Source organism: Mycoplasma suis str. Illinois, assembly GCF_000179035.2.
GTDB classification, from domain to species: Bacteria; Bacillota_I; Bacilli_A; order Mycoplasmatales; family Mycoplasmoidaceae; genus Eperythrozoon_A; species Eperythrozoon_A suis.
In genome coordinates this window covers 321169-336770 of the sequence record NC_015155.1, presented here as the reverse complement: position 1 = coordinate 336770, position 15602 = coordinate 321169, and the positions used below count along the sequence as shown (strand labels likewise).

The following is a 15602-nucleotide window of genomic DNA, read 5'->3' as shown; positions in this document are numbered from 1 at the left end:
TATTTGAACTACTACAATTCAAGATTTTAAAAACTGACCAAAGAAAATTACTCTTTTTCTCAGTCAAAAGTTCTCTTTTTTAGCTGAGCTATATTGCTAATTAATTCTTCCTCAGAAGAAAAAGGAGGAATATCTAACGAGTGTTTCTCAGTTAGGGAATTCCCTAACTGAACTGAGAAAGGGGGAGTTAAAGCTAACTCCTTAAAGAAAGAGAGAGGTAGTCTAAATAATTCTGCACTACTTTTTAGATGAGATACTATCTTTCCCTTAGAAAAGATGATTATCTCATCTGCTTGTAATAACTCCTCCATATCGTGAGTTATTGAAACTACTGTTTTTTTGTAATCAACTACTAGTTGCTTCATTAACTTAACTATTTGTTGCTTTTCCGCAGGAGAAAGCAACGAACTAGATTCATCAAATAAGAAGAGCGCTGGATTAAATGCCAAAACAGAAGCTATTGCTATCTTCTGTTTTTGTCCTCCAGATAATATGGCTGGAGACTTATTTTTTAAGCTTTCCAAATTTAAAGCTTCAATAAGTTCCTCTACCACTTTGGACATAAGTTTGGAGGGAACTTTCTTATTTTCAAGTCCAAAAGCTAATTCCTCTTCAATTGAAGAGGTAATAAATTGACTATCAGGATTTTGAAAAACTACTCCCAAAAAGGAGAAGATTTTCTGATAGTTAATTTTTGTGATGGACTTGTCAAAAATATGAATAGTTCCAGACTTAGGCTTTAAAAGTCCTGTCAAAAGTTTTGAGAAAGTAGACTTACCTGATCCATTGTGACCCACGATGCAGTAATACTTTTCTGCATCTAAACAAATAGACAAGTTTTTAATGAAGGAAGTGTCTTTAGAGTAAGAAAAACAAAGCTTTTTAATATCAATAGCTTTAAGCTTTGTTTTTTCTTTCTCTAAAGCTGACATCTCTTACCTATATTTACTTCTATTGTTATTTTTCTCCTTTTCTTCTTTTATCTTTTCCCTTAGATATTTAACAATGTAAAAGATAACTACAAGGATGACTAAGGGGAAGGCACTCCAGAAACTGCTTCCAACTCATAAAGCTATAAATATGATCCCATATATGATCCAGAAAAGTATAAGAAGAATCTTTTTAATTGCCCCCTTAGTCAATTCATAGAAGAATCTAGGTATGATTCACCAATCAAACTTACTATTTTTACTTCTAGATTCTTCACCTCCCAAAGAAATCTTTTAGGTTTTTTAAAAGATTTCTAAATAGAAAGTAATAGTATTGGATCTACCATCCCTGTAGGGGAGAAATAAAAAGCTCCAAATACAAAGTAATAGCAAAGAATAATAAAGGATATTATTCCTCCAAATACAAACAGTTGAGATCTATCAACTGAATAATTTCTAAATTTAGTTCTATCTTCTTTTGGCAAATATGCTCTTGAAGTCATAGCATTTGCCAATTCTTTCGATTTAATCATCGAAATAATAAATAGAGGAATAAATAGGGATAAGAAGGCTGTTACCTTATCTCTAAATCTTCCATTCTTGAAGTCAATTCCTCTACTGGATTGAGCTTTTATTATTCGAATAGCTTCCAATAATAGGGAAGGAATAAATCTAATAGCTAGGGAAATAATAAGAGTTATTTCCTTTACTGGCATTTTTAAAGCCGCTAAAGGTCTTATTAATTCCCCTACTGCAAATGTAAAGGAAGTTAAGTCAGTAGTATGACTTAATGCTCTTGACAGAGCAATAATCATAGTTAACTTATTGGCCATGTTGAAGGCCAATATAAATTGAAGAGCAGTTATTGTATATCACTTAGGAAGAAATACTACAACTTTCTTCCCTTGTGCTGTTTGCACAAAGAAAGACTTAAAGCTTTGTTTTTCAAGTATTTCTTTGATGCATTTGCCACCTTGACAACACTGTGCATTATCTTTTACGCATTCACAAAGCTTCTTCAGCTCATCAATGGAAGAAGCATTAGCTATTTTGCTTGTTCCATTCAATTGTTGACTGCACTTGCAATTTGGTTGTTTTTCGCAATTTGAACAACATCATTCCAGAATTTCACCTCCAGCAAATCAACCTGATTGCAAATTAGATGTACTTCCATTAGAACCTCCTTGCGAAGAAGTCAAACTAAACAAAGGTCTAGTAAACATATTTTTTAATTTATCTGCAAAATCAGAATAAGAATTAGTTAGATAATTCTGGTCTCAGAAACCTGGATTTTTATTGAAAATCCAGTTAACACAGAACAGAAAGAGGTAAATACCTAAAAACAGAAATATTAATTTCTTATATAAGTCTTTCAGGCATCCTGAAAGAAAAAGAATTAATGCTGTGAAAAGTATTAATAATATATGTAGAAATATTCCTAGTTTGGAGAAAACTAGGAATACAGAAAGAACAAAAACGATTAATTTTAGGAGAGGATGGGCCTTATGAGCTGGTTTCAGTCCGAGGAGCCTTGCTCCTCCTTGACTATCTAGTCCTCCTCTAACTAGATCGTTGAACGACATTAGATATTGAAAGAGCTAATTCAGGAATATTTCTGGGCTTATAACTTCATAAGCCCTCAAACTTCTTATTCTCTCTAACTAAATTTTCTATAAATTGAATAACTTTTGGTTTTATCAGTGAATCTGGGCAATCTTTAAAGAAATTAAAAGTAGGTTCATTTCTCTTTAGTTTTTCATCCTCGAGGAAGAGAATATTATCTGTTGTCTCGAGGATGAAATCCATATTGTTAGAGGAAATAACAATAGTTACGCCCTTCTTATTTAATTGATTTACTAATTCTATAACCTGATTAACAGATTGAGGATCCAATCCCAAGATTGGTTCATCAAATACTATTACCTTAGGTTCTAGAATTAGTATTCCTGCAAGAGTAACTTTTCTCTTTTGACCTCCAGATAACTTAAAGGGAGAAGAATTGATTAATTCTAGAGGAAAAGATAATTCTTCTAGAATTTCTCTAGCTTTTCTCTCCCATTCTGGCATTTCAGAAGGAGGAATATTAAATAATATTTTTGGTCCAAAAGTGATATCTTGAAGAACAGTTTCCTTAAATAGTTGATAGTCGGGTAGTTGGAATACCATTCCAACTTCCCTTCTAATCTTTTTATAGTTTTTTAACTTGTTCTGAAAAAATAGAACTTTTTCTCCGCAAGAATAATAGATATTGGCTGTCTCTGATCTTTGAAGACCATTAAGGTGTTCGCAAAAAACACTTTTACCAGCCCCAGAGGGACCTACTACTCCATAAACTTTTCCTTTCTTAAGCTGACAAGATAAAGAGTGTAAAACTCTTTTATCTTTAAAGGAGCAGCTTAAGTTAAAGATCTCAATTGCATTCTCAGGACTTATATTATGCTCAAGAGCATTTTTTTTTAAAGAGATATTCTTCTCTAGCATCAGAATCTAATCACAACTTAAGTTTTTGAAGTCTCTTCAAAAACTAAAAAAGACTTTTTACCTAAATATACCTGTTGATTCTGATTTTATTAACTTTTTCATGATCATTCCTATATCTATTTTTTATTTAAGCTTTTCCTCAGAAAAAGCTAATAAAAACTCTTTTAAAAATAACTTTTAATTAATCTTTCAGAATTTTATTTCCAAAAAGACTTGATTTAAATTTTAGTTCAAAAAATCTAAATTATTTATATATTTTCCCTTATATATAAATAATTAGATGGGATATAAGGAAGGGAATGAAGCTCCATTCCCCAATAATGAAAATTCTAAATACAGGATGATTGACCTATTCGCAGGAATAGGTGGGACAAGATTAGGATTCCACCTAACTGGAGAAGTTAAGGTAGTATTTAGTAGTGAAATAGACAAGTTTGCTAAGAAAACTTACAAATCTAATTTCTCTGATGAACCTTTAGGGGATATCAGAGAAATAAATTCAGAAGATATTCCGAATCATGATATTCTAGTAGCTGGTTTTCCCTGCCAAGCTTTTAGTCAGGCAGGAAAAAAGAAAGGTTTTGAAGATGAGAGAGGAGCTCTTTTCTTTGAAATAATAAGAATATTAAAGGATAAAAAGCCTAAGACTTTTTTATTGGAAAATGTAAAAAATTTAAGAACTCACAATAAAGGAGAAACTTTAAAAGTTATTGAACAACATTTAAAAGATTTGAATTATCACATAACTTATAAAGTTCTTAAATCTAGAGATTTTGGAATACCCCAAAATCGAGAAAGAATATACATAGTAGGATTCAATAAAGATTTAGTTGAATCCTACGAAAACTTTAGTATGCCTTCTCCCACACTAAAAGCTACATGTGTGGGAGACATACTAGAAAAGGAAGTAAATAATAAATATACTATCTCTGATCTTTTATGAGAAGGTCATAAAAGAAGAAAAGAAGAGCACAAACTAAAAGGGAGAGGATTTGGTTTCTCCCTTTTTAGTGAAAATAGTAGTTACACAAATACTATTTCAGCTAGATACTATAAGGATGGTAGTGAAATCCTCATAGAACAAAAAAATAAAAATCCTAGGAAATTAACTCCTCGTGAGGCGGCAAGACTTCAGGGATTTCCAGATAACTTTTTAATACCTGTTAGCGATAATCAAGCTTACAAGCAATTTGGGAATTCAGTAACTGTTCCTGTTATTTTCGCAATTGCCAAAGAAATACTAAAGGTATTGAATAGTTAAAAGGATAAAAAATAAAAGAGCCATAAAGGCTCTTCCTTATTTATTAACTAATAGACTTGAATTTCTTGAGAGAAAAGAGAATTCAAAAGTTTCTTTTTAATTTCTTCATATTTTTGCATTTTTAGTTCCAACTTCTCAATTTTGGAATGAATATTTTTCCAAAAATTATTGAATTTTTCGAGAATTTTTTGATCTGGAATTAGGATTTCTATTTCTTTGAGTTTCTGGGGAGAAAGATTCTTGAGGAAGGTTGTGGCGCAGGTAAATCAATTTAATTTGGGTAAATGAATATTATTTAAGAATTCCAAAACTAAATAAGTGTTTTCTTTTTCTTCCAAATCAATTACATAGGTGTGATTGCTAGCTTCAAATTTACCTTTGTAAATTTTTGCATGAAAAGTACTTCCTCCTTCAGAAACTAACAAAGAAAATGAATCATATGAAAAGGTGTAAGACCTTTTAGTTGTAAAAGAAGAGGTAAAAAATGGATATTTTCCACCTCCACCCAATAAATTTGCGTGATTTGCCGGTTTAGTTCCTTTAAGAATTTTTGAAATTTCTCCTATTTTGACTCTCTTTCAGCCTTCAGGTAACTCCCCCCCGAATAGAGTAACTTTCATAATCAGGAAACCTTAACTTAACAAATCATTCCTTAAAAAGAGATATTTTCAAATTCTTCAATAATTGAATTTGTTTTTCATTATTGTCAAGAATTAAATCGTATCTAGAAAGAATTTCTCCTATTTTTTGCTGAATATCTAGAGGGGGCTTAGGAAACTTAACTTGGAATAATTTTGTAAGCGTTAAATTTGGTTGAGCTGTTTGTAACTTAGATAAAACGATTAATTTGGTTTTTAAATTTTGGAAATTGAAACAATATTTGACAAATTTAGGATCAGATATTTCCTTAAAGGAAGAAAAGGAATAAAGATTTTGAGTTAAACAGGAATCAAAATTTAGAAAAGAGGAATCTCCAGCTGAATTTCCGGAGCGAATGAATAAAATTTTGCCTTTAGAAAACAATTTACTTTGTCGCAATCCTTTCAAGTTATAAAATTTTTTAACTTCAGGGTTAACACTAAACCTACTTTTTGACACTTCTTCTCCCCCTATTAAAGGGATGTTTCCTCCTTCAAAAAGTGAATTATCTAATTTAGAGGCTTGCCTGCCAGCCTCTATATTCCCCAACTTATCCAAAGTAACTCATTCTCACTTTTCACTCATCAATTATTAATTAAATATTTAGTTAACTTTTAAAGAAAAAATTAAGCCCCCAAGAAAGGGGGAATTTAATTAATTTTTTATTTAATAATTAATTAGGTTTCGCAAGTTATTTCTACTTGATCCCTCTGTCTAAAAAAGTTCCCATGACAATGAGTCTTATACATTCTTCAATCCATTTTTCCATCTTTTTCTTCTAAATTGCCCATTAAAAATCCTCATCTATTTAAATACCTTGTTACTGCTACCTTTTCTCCTCTTATTCAGTGAACAACTTTATTAGGATCTTTTTTAATTCCATCAACAGAAATATTTTTTGTTCATCCTGCACAACCCTTCTCTATTATTCTTAATTGCTCATGAAAACCCCATGATGCTCGAGCACATTCTTTTTTACCTTTAGAAAATTCAAAAGATTCTCAAAGTGTTTTATAAATTCTGGGAAATCTAACAATATTGCGCCTTTTAATTGGTTTTTCATCTTCCAATATTTCTATTACTTTTTTAAAAAATTCCTCAACTGAAATGCAATTATTTGAGGAAATTTTTTTAGTTGATGATAAAGAAGTTTTATCATCTGTAACTTCGCACTCTACTGTTGTTTTTTCTTTATTAGAAGCAAACATAGTAATATCACCATTACTTAATGTTCAAGGAAACATAACACCTAAAAATGCTGTTAAAGAAGTCATTTAATGAATAACTAAATTCTTATTGCTTTTTTGAAAAGAAAAATTTTATTAATTTTTAATTTTCAAAAAATTATTAACAAAATTCTTTTCTTTTATCTACTTTTATAAAGAAATCTTTACTTTTTGACTAAACAACTTATCTAATAACTTCTCCCTTATCTTTTCTGAATTTTCAATTTTCTTAGTTAGTTTTTCAATCTTTAATTGAATATCTTCACAAATTAAATTGAATTTTTCTAGAGTTTTTTGATCTGGGATTAAAGCTCTTAGGCCGTATATATTTTCTTTTTTTAATGTCTTATAGTTAGTTCCTGTAGCTTTCTCCCCCAAAAGAGGAAGAAAATTTTTGATTGTTTCTGATATCAAATATATAAGAGAATCTTTCTCTCAAGAATTGAGAGAGAGAGAGAGAGAGAGAGAGAATTAAACAACCATCACTGGCTTCAAATTTACCCCTGTATATATTTACTACAAAATATCTTGCAGTAGTCAACAATATTGCTGTTTGATCGTAAGAATATCTATCAATTATTTTTGGAGAATCTTTTGAAGAAGTGAAAAATGGATAAGTGATTTTGTTTTTAGCTTCAACTAAAGATATCTCCTCTCCCGCAGCAACTTCCCCTCTTTTTATAGTTACTAAATTTTCAAGTTTCTCAAATCTTCATCCCTCTGGAAGAGGGACATTATCTCTATAAAATTCTCCGAATCACTTCTTATAAATTAGTGTTCTAACTCTTTCAAGAATTTCAATTTGTCTCTTGTTATTCTCAAAAAGCTCATCATAAGCTGAAAGAATATCTCCTATTAACTTTTGTGTCCTGGGGGGGGCGAAGGAAATTTAATTGTTAATAATTTATGTTTAGTTAAAGCTCTTCGAGGAGTTGTGGTTGCGGAAAAAATAAAAATTTTTTTCTTTATATCAGAAAAATCTAAAGAATACTTAAAAAATTTAGGATCAGAAATATTTTTGAAGGAATTGAAAGCATAAATATTGTTAGAAACGCAAACATTCGTTTTTGAAATTCTTGATTCTCCGGGATAAGATCCGACACATACAAAACAAACAGTATCTTCGGGAAAAATTTTTATATTAGGGGGAAGATATTTTTGTGAGTAGAACTTATCTCCAGAAATGTGAAATTTGCTTTGACTAATTGTTCCGCCATCCACAAAAGGAATGCCTTTATGCTCATTTGGAAAATTAAGAATGCTATATTTTTCTTTTCATGGACTTCCAGTTTCGAATTTCCCTAATTTATCCAAAGTAACTCACTCTCACTTGGACATATAGTTAATTAATTACCAAAAACAATTAAATATTTTTAAAAAATATTTTCTCTTTTTTAACCTAATAAATCTATATATTTCTATATATTGTTTATTAGGTTTTTTCTTTTAATTAGTCTTTTATTGTCTTTAAAGCTAATTAATAAATAAGAAAATTAAATAGATCATTTATTTATTAATTAACTAAAAGACTATTAGAAGAGTAAGAACAAGATTTGCTCCCTCCCCTACAGGGGAATTTCATATAGGTGGTCTTAGAACTGCACTTGTTAATTTCTTATATGCTAAGCAAAATCACGGAGATTTTGTCTTAAGAATAGAAGATACTGATCAAACTAGAAATCAACAAGAACAAGTTCAAAAGATTCTAGATTACCTAGAATCTTTACTTCTTATTCCGGATGAATCTTTTGTTTGTCCGGGACTTTATGGTCCTTACTTACAAACTCAAAAAATTGAGATTTATAAAAAGAGAATACAAGAGTTATTTGAAAAAGATAGAGTTTACAGATGTTTTTGTACAGAAGAAGAGTTAGAAAAAGAAAGGGAAGAAAATCCCTATCTTTACTCTGGGAAATGTAAACATCTTTCTAAAGAAGAGATAGATGAAAAACTAGCTAATGGTATTCCATATTGCTATAGACTTAAGCTGGATCAGTCTAAAGAATATGTATGAGAAGACTATGTTAGAGGAAAAATGACTTTTCCAGCTTCTTCTATGGGGGAAATAATACTTATGAGAAGTAATGGACTTCCGACCTACAACTTTGCAGTAGTTGTAGATGATTATGAAATGAAAATATCAGATATTTTCAGGGGAGAAGAACATCTCTCAAATACTCCTTACCAAATAGCTTTATATGAAGCTTTTGGATGAGAAGAGTTTATTCCTAATTTTGGACATCTCTCCCTAATAATGTCGGCAGAGACAGGAAAAAAAATCTCTAAGAGAGATGTCAATGCACAAAAATATCTAGTAAGTTACTTCCTAGAAAAGGGATATCATCCAGAAGCTCTTCTAAACTATTTACTTCTTTTAGGTTGAACTTGTGGTGAAAGAGAATTCTTCAACCTAAAAGAAAGTATTTCTAACTTTTCAATATCGGGTTTAAGTGGATCTCCTTCTATTTGTGATTTCAAGAAGTTGGAATGAATGAGCTTTTCTTACCTAAGTAAGATGGACGTTTTTCAATATTTGAATTTTGTATTGCCCTTCTTCAAGGGCAATATAGAGGGATTTCAATTATCCGAAGAAATGAAAAAAGAATTTGCAATTAGATTCAGATCTAGAGTTAAGTATGCTTATTCTCTAGTTGAAATTTCCGAAGAATTCTATAGTGAGAAATACTTAAATGAGGAATTCTTCGAAAAACTAAAAGAATATGAAAATATTGAAGAATTTATTGAAAAAACTTTGAGTTTTTTCACTTCTAATCAAGTAGAGTCTTGAACTGAGGCGGAAGCAAGACTATTGCTGAAAAAATTATTTAATGAATTGGGAACTCCAAAACCTGATATTTGTCATAAATTAAGATTCCTTTTAACTGGCGATCCAGAAGGACTTCCAATGTATTCAACTATTCTTTTGTTGGGGCAAGACAATATCTGCTCTAGATTAAGAGATGTTTCGAAAAAACTAAAGTAGATACTTAGATAATTAGGTATTCTTTTCTTTTCTAAACCCCACCTAGAACTCCCAGTTTCTGGGGGTTGACCGTTCATAAAAGATCCCATACATGGTGAGATCATTTTTGAAGGCTACTCCTTTTGACTATACGGACTTTTAAATACTCAGGAGTTTCAAAGACTATCTTCAATAAGTCAATTAGGTTTTTTGCATGAAAACTTTCCAGGAGCTACTCACTCTAGACTTTCTCATTCTCTGGGTGTTTATGCTTTAACTTCTAAATTTATCTCCCACTTTCTTTCTCTGGGAGATCTAAATCTGAAAGATGATCAATTAGAAATTGACTTAGCTCTCGCTAGTGCCCTCCTGCATGACTTAGGGCATGGTCCTTTTTCACATTTTTTCGAGTGACTCTTCCCTAATTTCTCTCATGAAGAAATGACAAAAAGAATAATTCTTAATAAAAACTCTAAGTTAAATCTTCTCTTAGTTGAAAGATCTAGAGTTCATGGCAAAGAAGACTCCTTCTTTGCTGAAGAAATAGTAAATATTTTATCTAGAAAGAGTGAGAGAAAATGAATAGAAGAATTAATTTCTTCAGATATAGATGTAGATAGACTAGATTATCTATTGAGAGATAGATACTTCTGCGGAAGTTTCACTCTCTCAATAGATCCTAGTCTAATAATTAAGTGAACTAGACTACTTAAATTAAATGGTCAAAGAAAGTTAGCTTTTTTGCAAAAAACTAATTATCAGAGATATTCTCTTCTATTAGCTAGAGAATATATGCAGAGGGAAGTTTATTCAAATCCCTCTGCTTGTTCTTATCAAGTAATATTGTTTGCGATATTTCAAGAATGAAAAAAGATTTTTAACTCTGAATTTGTGAATAATGCGAATTATGAACTCTTATTACCTCTTTTTGAAAAAACACTAGAGGAAATAAAAGTAGAAGAATTTATTAATTTGAAAGACTATACTATTCTCTCAAAATTAGATGAATTGTTTTGAGAGATAAAAAATCTAATCCATCTTCTATTTCTAATTCACTATATTCTCTTTTATTACTCTTCAGAGGTAACTCTGAAGAAAGTAATCATGTTCTAGTAAGAATGCAGCAAGAAGAATTTGAAAAATTCAGTAAATTTTCACTTGAATGTCCTGACATTATTAAAGAAGAAGAGATTCTACAAACAAAAAGAATTTCTTCTCTAATAAGTCATAAGGCAGTTCAAAAAATTCAAAAATTAAGTTATTTTGACTTAAGTTCAAAAACTTTTAAAGATCTTGAATTAAGTTTCCCATTCCAAGAAGAGAGAGAAATACACTTTGTTTTAATGACTAAAAAACACCATAATAATTGATTAAACTTGAAAAATTAAGTTAAAATAAAAGAAAAGGTAAGAAAAAATGACTAAATTAAATCTAAGAGATTTAATCAATATAGCTAATGAAGTAGCTATAGAAAATTTTGGTCAACAAAGTTTTAATTTTCAAGCTCTTTGAAATAAGACATGAATGAAAGCTAAAGATTTTAAAAAAGACAGTATTGAAAACTGAATTGGTCCTTTTTATATGGAATTATTAAGTGACCCGAGATTTGTATATGTTGGAAAAAATATGTGAAAACTTAGAGAATATATGGAATATTCAGAATATCTAAAGATTATGGGTAAGAGAGCTCAAAAGATTTCCTTCTCCGAGAAGGAACTAGAAGGTGAAGATCCAGTAGAAGAATCATCTCCGAAAGAAGATGAATCTGAAGATGAAATTGTTGAAGATGAAGAACTTGAAAGCAACAATGTTTCTCCTGAAAGTGAAGAAGATTCAATTAATGATGAAATTGACTCCGAAGGAGAAGGATACAGTAGTGGTAGAAAATCTAACGATGACGAAGATGAAGACTACGAATAGTCTTCTTAAATAAAAGGGTTAGTTAATAAACTGGTGCTCTTGCTCAGACTCGAACTGAGACGATATTCTGTATCAGTAGCTTTTGAGACTACCGTGTCTACCAATTCCACCACAAGAGCGTAACGATTAAAGGAAGAGTTAAATTCTTTAGTAAGCAAACTAAAGAATTTAACTTTCTAAAAAAGATTTTATTTAACTTCATCTTTTAGTTACTTCAATACTGAAACTAGGAAAAAAATTTCCAAAACAACTTACACGGGAAAACACTAACGAAGAGACATATAGATTAATAGAAGAAGACGGCTCTTCTAGTATCGTCTCCTGAGAGGAGATGTTTACTAAAGCAGAGGAAAAAGGACTAGATCTTATGCTAGTTAATAGTTCACTTAGTCCTCATGTAGTAAAGCTTGTAAATTACGAATCTTTCATACAAGAAAAAAAGAAACAAGAATATCAATCTTCTAAAAAAGAAAAAATAAGGGCAATAAGATGAAATCTATTGCCCTTAAATTGAAGATTGACTCTCATGATTTAGAATGAAAAATTAAAAAAATGAAAGAATGATTGGAAGCTGGAGATAGAGTTCAATTAATTATTAAGACTCCTTTTGAAACTGCTAACTTTAAATCTCCTATTGCTGAGAGCCTTCTCGGCAGAATTAAAGAAATAATACAAGATGCCGGAAAGACAATGGAACCTCTAAAAGGAGTTAACAAAACACAATATTCTTGTGTTTTTGTTCCTCTCTCCAAGAAAGCAGCAGCAACTAAAAGTGAATCAAAAGATCCAATCTCTTCTTAATTAGAGAGTAAACTCTAATTAGTAAGTAGTTTTTTATGGTAGGAGATAAAAAGAAGTTTTTAGTAAGACTTAGAAAGGAGACTTTGGCTCCTTTCAATGAATGCCTAAAAGCTTTAGAAGAAGCTAAGTATGACTATGACAAAGCTAAAGGATTACTTTTCAAGAAAAGTATTAAACATTCTAGTTCAACTTCTTCAGGAGATTCTGAACTTCCGGAAGGAAAGATTTTTCAAGTACATACAGAAGATTATTCAATTGCAGCTCTATTCTGCATGAGAGCTGAGACAGACTTCGTAACTAACTCTGCTGACTTTAAATCTACTGCCTCTGAAATTGCTGATATTCTTCTAAATTATCTACAAAAAGGAGAAAACAAAACATTAAGTTTGGAAGAATTCCTAAAACTACAGTCAACTAAAGATGAACTTACAGTAGAACAAAAAATTTCCTCCCTTTCCTCTATTACTAAAGAAACTATTAAGATAACTGAATTAATAGTTTCTCCTGTTTCAGAAGAGAAGTGCCTAAACCTTTCTTATGTTCACCACAATAACAAATTAGGAGCTATTCTTTCTCTAAAAACAGGAGAAAAAACTGATATAGAAAATATTTTTGAAATTAAAAAATTAGTGCTGCATTATGCAGCATCTAATTGTTTGTTCTTGACCGAAGAAGAAGTTTGCCCTAACTGACTAGAACAAGAAAAAATAAATTAAGAGAAAGCCTATTGGCTAAAAATCCAAATATCCCTAATATTGACAAAGTAATTGAAAAGCAAATTAAGCAAATAATTTCTAAAGTTACATTCACAAATCAAGAGTTTGTATTAGATTCAAGTCTTCAAATTTCCCAAATATTGACTCACAATGACCTTTTCCCTAAGTGAGCTCACAAAATAGTTCTACCTTAATTTAGTAGAAAAACTTTTTCCCCTTCTTCAGGGGGGTTTAAAAGAATCTTCTTGGATTTTTTAATGGTTTAGTTTTTTTGTATATCCTTCTCCCCTCTCGGGGGGGGGAGGAGATATTAAAAATTAATTCTTTTTGTTTGATTGATTACAGTTTTTAACTTCTTCAGGTTTTCCTGTGACTTCGTGAACTTCATGAGGTCGTCCTTTGTATTCTAGCAATAAATTACCTCTATTTACATCACATTCTTTATTTCCGTCATAAAAAGAGGCTGCAACATTTAACTTGAAGTCTTTATTAAATTTCTCATATTGAGTTAAAGCTTCGTTGATTCATTTTCTTTTATTAATGCTTTCTTCTTTTTCTAGCTCTTGTTTATTCACCTCAAACTTCAATTGTCTGTTATAGGAAGTTGTAGGTCCCGAAGAAGAAAAAAGACTAAAAGTTGAAACACTTGAAGAAAGATAATGGAATCCTAATCCTTTTAAATATTCTTCATTAGCTTTATAAAAGGATTCAGGAATAGGAATTAAAGAATTTGAGTGAGCTTCTCTCACTAAAAATTCAATAGCTGCATAATTACTTTCAGGGATTTCCCTGAATTTAAGGTGATCGGAGCTTTTATCTTGCCCTGAACTTACTTTTGTTAATAATGTTTTATTAACGCTGGATCTGGAATCTCTTCCTTCCCTAGAAAATCCCTCTCATTTACCTTGACAAGGAAATCTAGTTCTAACATTATTTTTTCTTTTAGTCCAAAAAGAATGGACAAAACATCATCTTCATAAGTTCCTTCTCATTTCTTTAAACTTTCTCCATTTTTAGGACAACCTAAATAATCTGTATATAAAAATCCAACTGGATCAGTGACTAAATTCCATTCTTTTATTGGTCCAGTTTGCTGTCAAAAATTTTTAATTATTGGATTTCTTCCTGAAAAAAGATTTCCTATATCATTAAAGATTCCGAACAAACCAGATGATCCTCTCCCAATTTGAACATTAGCTTCACTTTCCTTTCTTCTAGTAGAAGTAAGAGACATATCTATATGTTTCTTATCTAATGCTTCTCTACTTCAAGCTGTACCAGTAGGCAATATACTTACTGATACTTTAGGATCTTTAATTACATCTACTAAAGACTCAAAGGGATCAAATAGTGAGCTACTTCCAGCTAGCGTTACTGTTGAGAGCCCTGAGTCTTTAGAGCTTAATACTGGAATCAAAATAGCTTGAGAACCAAAAACAGAAGTGAATCCTATGATTCACTTTGTTCTATTAAGCATTCTGATGAGATAATGGATTTATCTTTCTTGAGGGAATTAAGAATAGTTTTGAGTGGCAAGTATCTTCCTCATTCTTGCGATTCTGAGAAAGCAAGAATTGAAGATATAAAGCTCTTAATATAGTGATTTTTGCCCAAAGTTGGGGAATTATTTCTTGATTCTTGACTTTTGGCATCAATATTATTTTTTTGGGCATTAGAGGGAGAGTGCCCCCCCCAGTGATGGTATTAACTTCTACAGGAGAATCTAAGAGACCATAATACTTAATGCATTGTCTATTTTGGTCATAATAAGCTGCTGTAGTGTCCAACTGAAAATCACTTTCTAATTTTTTATAGTGAGTTAAAAAATCATTAACTCACAATAGTTTTTCAGGATTATTCTTAATTTCATCTTTTTCTATTCCGAAATTCATTTTTCTTTCCAGAGAATAATGTTCAAATACTATAGCTTCAAACCCCAAACTCTTTAAATAATCTTTATTCACTTCATAAAAAGAATTTGGAACTAACACTAGAGAATCATTTGATGATTCTCTTATTAAAAAATCTATAGCTAAGTGACTATTTTCCGGAACTTCTCTAATCTTTAAGTGATCAAATTCTTTTTCTTGCTTTCCAATTAAAGCTCTATTAATACTTGATCTTTTATTATTTCCTTCTCTTGAAAAACCAACTAAATTTTGTAAACAAACTTTTAGTTGGTCTTTATCTACATTTTTTATTTCCTTCCCTGCAAAAATATCTTTTGCATATTTTTGTCGATAATATTCTCCCAATTCCTTAATTCCTTGGGCTACACAACCACTAGAAGAATAAAGAAGAACTACTGGATCTCTAACTAATTTATGTTCAGATATTGTTACGGTTTTCAAAAAATTTTCCAAAATAAATCCAATACCTAGCGAATTCTCTTTCTCTGTCGATAACAGAGAAAGATCTATTTGTTTATTTTTTAGTGCCTCTCTCCCTCAAGTAGAACCAGTAGGGAGGGCACTTAAAACAACATTTTTATTTGAACTTAAATTAATTGAATCACTCAGTGATTCAACTGGCTCGAATAAAGAGCTACTTCCAGCTACTGTAATTGTTTTGATTCCAGAATCTTGAGAAATTAATACTGGAATCAAAACACTTTGAGAGCCGAAAGTTCCTGTAAAACCTCAAATTCACTTTACTTTAGTTACCAAG

At 30.7% G+C, this 15602-nt stretch carries 20 protein-coding genes and 1 tRNA gene; 9 read left to right on the top strand and 12 right to left on the bottom strand.

The window, feature by feature from the left end; translation table 4 throughout:
- Positions 1–47 precede the first annotated feature (47 nt).
- From MSU_RS01960 to MSU_RS01945, 4 genes are read right to left on the bottom strand one after another with little or no spacing between them, the layout of a single operon-like run.
- Positions 48–932 carry an ATP-binding cassette domain-containing protein gene (locus tag MSU_RS01960; protein ID WP_013609037.1) on the bottom strand — a complete coding sequence of 295 codons (885 nt, stop codon included), beginning with the start codon at positions 930–932 and terminating at the stop codon, positions 48–50.
- 3 nt (positions 933–935) lie between these two features.
- Positions 936–1214: a hypothetical protein gene (locus tag MSU_RS01955; protein ID WP_013609036.1), complete on the bottom strand. Its 279-nt coding sequence runs from the start codon at positions 1212–1214 to the stop codon at positions 936–938.
- A 29-nt stretch (positions 1215–1243) separates the two neighbouring features.
- On the bottom strand, positions 1244–2512 hold the full coding sequence (locus MSU_RS01950) for an energy-coupling factor transporter transmembrane component T family protein (RefSeq protein ID WP_013609035.1): 1269 nt from the start codon (positions 2510–2512) through the stop codon (positions 1244–1246).
- On the bottom strand, positions 2490–3410 hold the full coding sequence (locus MSU_RS01945) for an energy-coupling factor ABC transporter ATP-binding protein (protein ID WP_013609838.1): 921 nt from the start codon (positions 3408–3410) through the stop codon (positions 2490–2492). Before MSU_RS01945 ends, MSU_RS01950 begins: the two co-directional genes overlap by 23 nt.
- A 280-nt stretch (positions 3411–3690) precedes the next feature.
- On the opposite strand from MSU_RS01945, the gene MSU_RS01940 reads away from it, so the two are divergent.
- A complete protein-coding gene (locus tag MSU_RS01940; RefSeq protein ID WP_013609837.1) occupies positions 3691–4671 on the top strand; it encodes a DNA cytosine methyltransferase in 981 nt (326 codons plus the stop codon).
- Between the two features lie 47 nt (positions 4672–4718).
- Here the strand turns inward: MSU_RS01940 and MSU_RS04765 are convergent, their stop codons facing one another.
- From MSU_RS04765 to MSU_RS01910, 5 genes are all read right to left on the bottom strand, one after another.
- On the bottom strand, positions 4719–5291 hold the full coding sequence (locus MSU_RS04765; RefSeq protein WP_013609836.1) for a restriction endonuclease subunit S: 573 nt from the start codon (positions 5289–5291) through the stop codon (positions 4719–4721).
- The gene (locus tag MSU_RS01925) at positions 5212–5895 is read right to left on the bottom strand and encodes a restriction endonuclease subunit S (RefSeq protein WP_013609835.1); all 684 of its coding nucleotides are present in this window, start codon (positions 5893–5895) and stop codon (positions 5212–5214) included. The genes MSU_RS04765 and MSU_RS01925 overlap by 80 nt, the downstream gene beginning before the upstream one ends.
- Before the next feature lie 92 nt (positions 5896–5987).
- Positions 5988–6584, bottom strand: a complete 597-nt coding sequence (locus MSU_RS01920; protein ID WP_013609834.1) for a hypothetical protein — start codon at positions 6582–6584, stop codon at positions 5988–5990.
- Between the two features lie 102 nt (positions 6585–6686).
- Positions 6687–6950 (bottom strand): restriction endonuclease subunit S, encoded by a 264-nt coding sequence (locus tag MSU_RS01915; protein WP_013609833.1) that lies wholly within the window; start codon positions 6948–6950, stop codon positions 6687–6689.
- A 441-nt stretch (positions 6951–7391) separates the two neighbouring features.
- Positions 7392–7874: a restriction endonuclease subunit S gene (locus tag MSU_RS01910; RefSeq protein ID WP_013609831.1), complete on the bottom strand. Its 483-nt coding sequence runs from the start codon at positions 7872–7874 to the stop codon at positions 7392–7394.
- 193 nt (positions 7875–8067) lie between these two features.
- On the opposite strand from MSU_RS01910, the gene gltX reads away from it, so the two are divergent.
- The 4 genes from gltX (at position 8068) to rpoE (ending at position 11418) form a co-directional block, all read left to right on the top strand.
- On the top strand, positions 8068–9519 hold the full coding sequence (gene gltX / locus MSU_RS01905; RefSeq protein WP_013609830.1) for a glutamate--tRNA ligase: 1452 nt from the start codon (positions 8068–8070) through the stop codon (positions 9517–9519).
- Between the two features lie 189 nt (positions 9520–9708).
- Complete coding sequence (locus MSU_RS01900; RefSeq protein ID WP_013609829.1) at positions 9709–10611, top strand: HD domain-containing protein; 903 nt, start codon at positions 9709–9711, stop codon at positions 10609–10611.
- Positions 10612–10616: 5 nt separating this feature from the next.
- Complete coding sequence (locus tag MSU_RS04760; protein ID WP_013609828.1) at positions 10617–10886, top strand: hypothetical protein; 270 nt, start codon at positions 10617–10619, stop codon at positions 10884–10886.
- A 28-nt stretch (positions 10887–10914) separates the two neighbouring features.
- Positions 10915–11418, top strand: coding sequence for a DNA-directed RNA polymerase subunit delta (gene rpoE / locus MSU_RS01895; protein ID WP_013609827.1), 504 nt, complete (start codon positions 10915–10917; stop codon positions 11416–11418).
- A 31-nt stretch (positions 11419–11449) separates the two neighbouring features.
- Here the strand turns inward: rpoE and MSU_RS01890 are convergent.
- Positions 11450–11537: transfer RNA gene (locus MSU_RS01890), tRNA-Leu, on the bottom strand.
- Between the two features lie 212 nt (positions 11538–11749).
- Here MSU_RS01890 and MSU_RS01885 point away from each other — a divergent pair.
- The 4 genes from MSU_RS01885 to MSU_RS04755 are packed head-to-tail and all read left to right on the top strand — an operon-like array spanning position 11750 to position 13129.
- Entirely contained in the window at positions 11750–11953 is a 204-nt protein-coding gene (locus MSU_RS01885) for a translation initiation factor IF-3 (RefSeq protein ID WP_043885156.1), read from the top strand.
- Positions 11929–12219 carry a translation initiation factor IF-3 gene (locus MSU_RS01880; protein ID WP_237696906.1) on the top strand — a complete coding sequence of 97 codons (291 nt, stop codon included), beginning with the start codon at positions 11929–11931 and terminating at the stop codon, positions 12217–12219. Before MSU_RS01885 ends, MSU_RS01880 begins: the two co-directional genes overlap by 25 nt.
- A gap of 35 nt (positions 12220–12254) precedes the next feature.
- Positions 12255–12935: a translation elongation factor Ts gene (locus tag MSU_RS01875; protein WP_013609825.1), complete on the top strand. Its 681-nt coding sequence runs from the start codon at positions 12255–12257 to the stop codon at positions 12933–12935.
- An 11-nt stretch (positions 12936–12946) separates the two neighbouring features.
- Positions 12947–13129 carry an elongation factor Ts gene (locus tag MSU_RS04755; RefSeq protein WP_013609824.1) on the top strand — a complete coding sequence of 61 codons (183 nt, stop codon included), beginning with the start codon at positions 12947–12949 and terminating at the stop codon, positions 13127–13129.
- Positions 13130–13252: 123 nt separating this feature from the next.
- Here MSU_RS04755 and MSU_RS04545 read toward each other — a convergent pair whose 3' ends face one another.
- Both MSU_RS04545 and MSU_RS01860 read right to left on the bottom strand, forming a co-directional pair.
- On the bottom strand, positions 13253–13927 hold the full coding sequence (locus tag MSU_RS04545) for a hypothetical protein (RefSeq protein WP_148221838.1): 675 nt from the start codon (positions 13925–13927) through the stop codon (positions 13253–13255).
- A 477-nt stretch (positions 13928–14404) separates the two neighbouring features.
- Positions 14405–15601, bottom strand: a complete 1197-nt coding sequence (locus tag MSU_RS01860; protein WP_013609821.1) for a type 2 periplasmic-binding domain-containing protein — start codon at positions 15599–15601, stop codon at positions 14405–14407.
- Position 15602 lies beyond the last annotated feature (1 nt).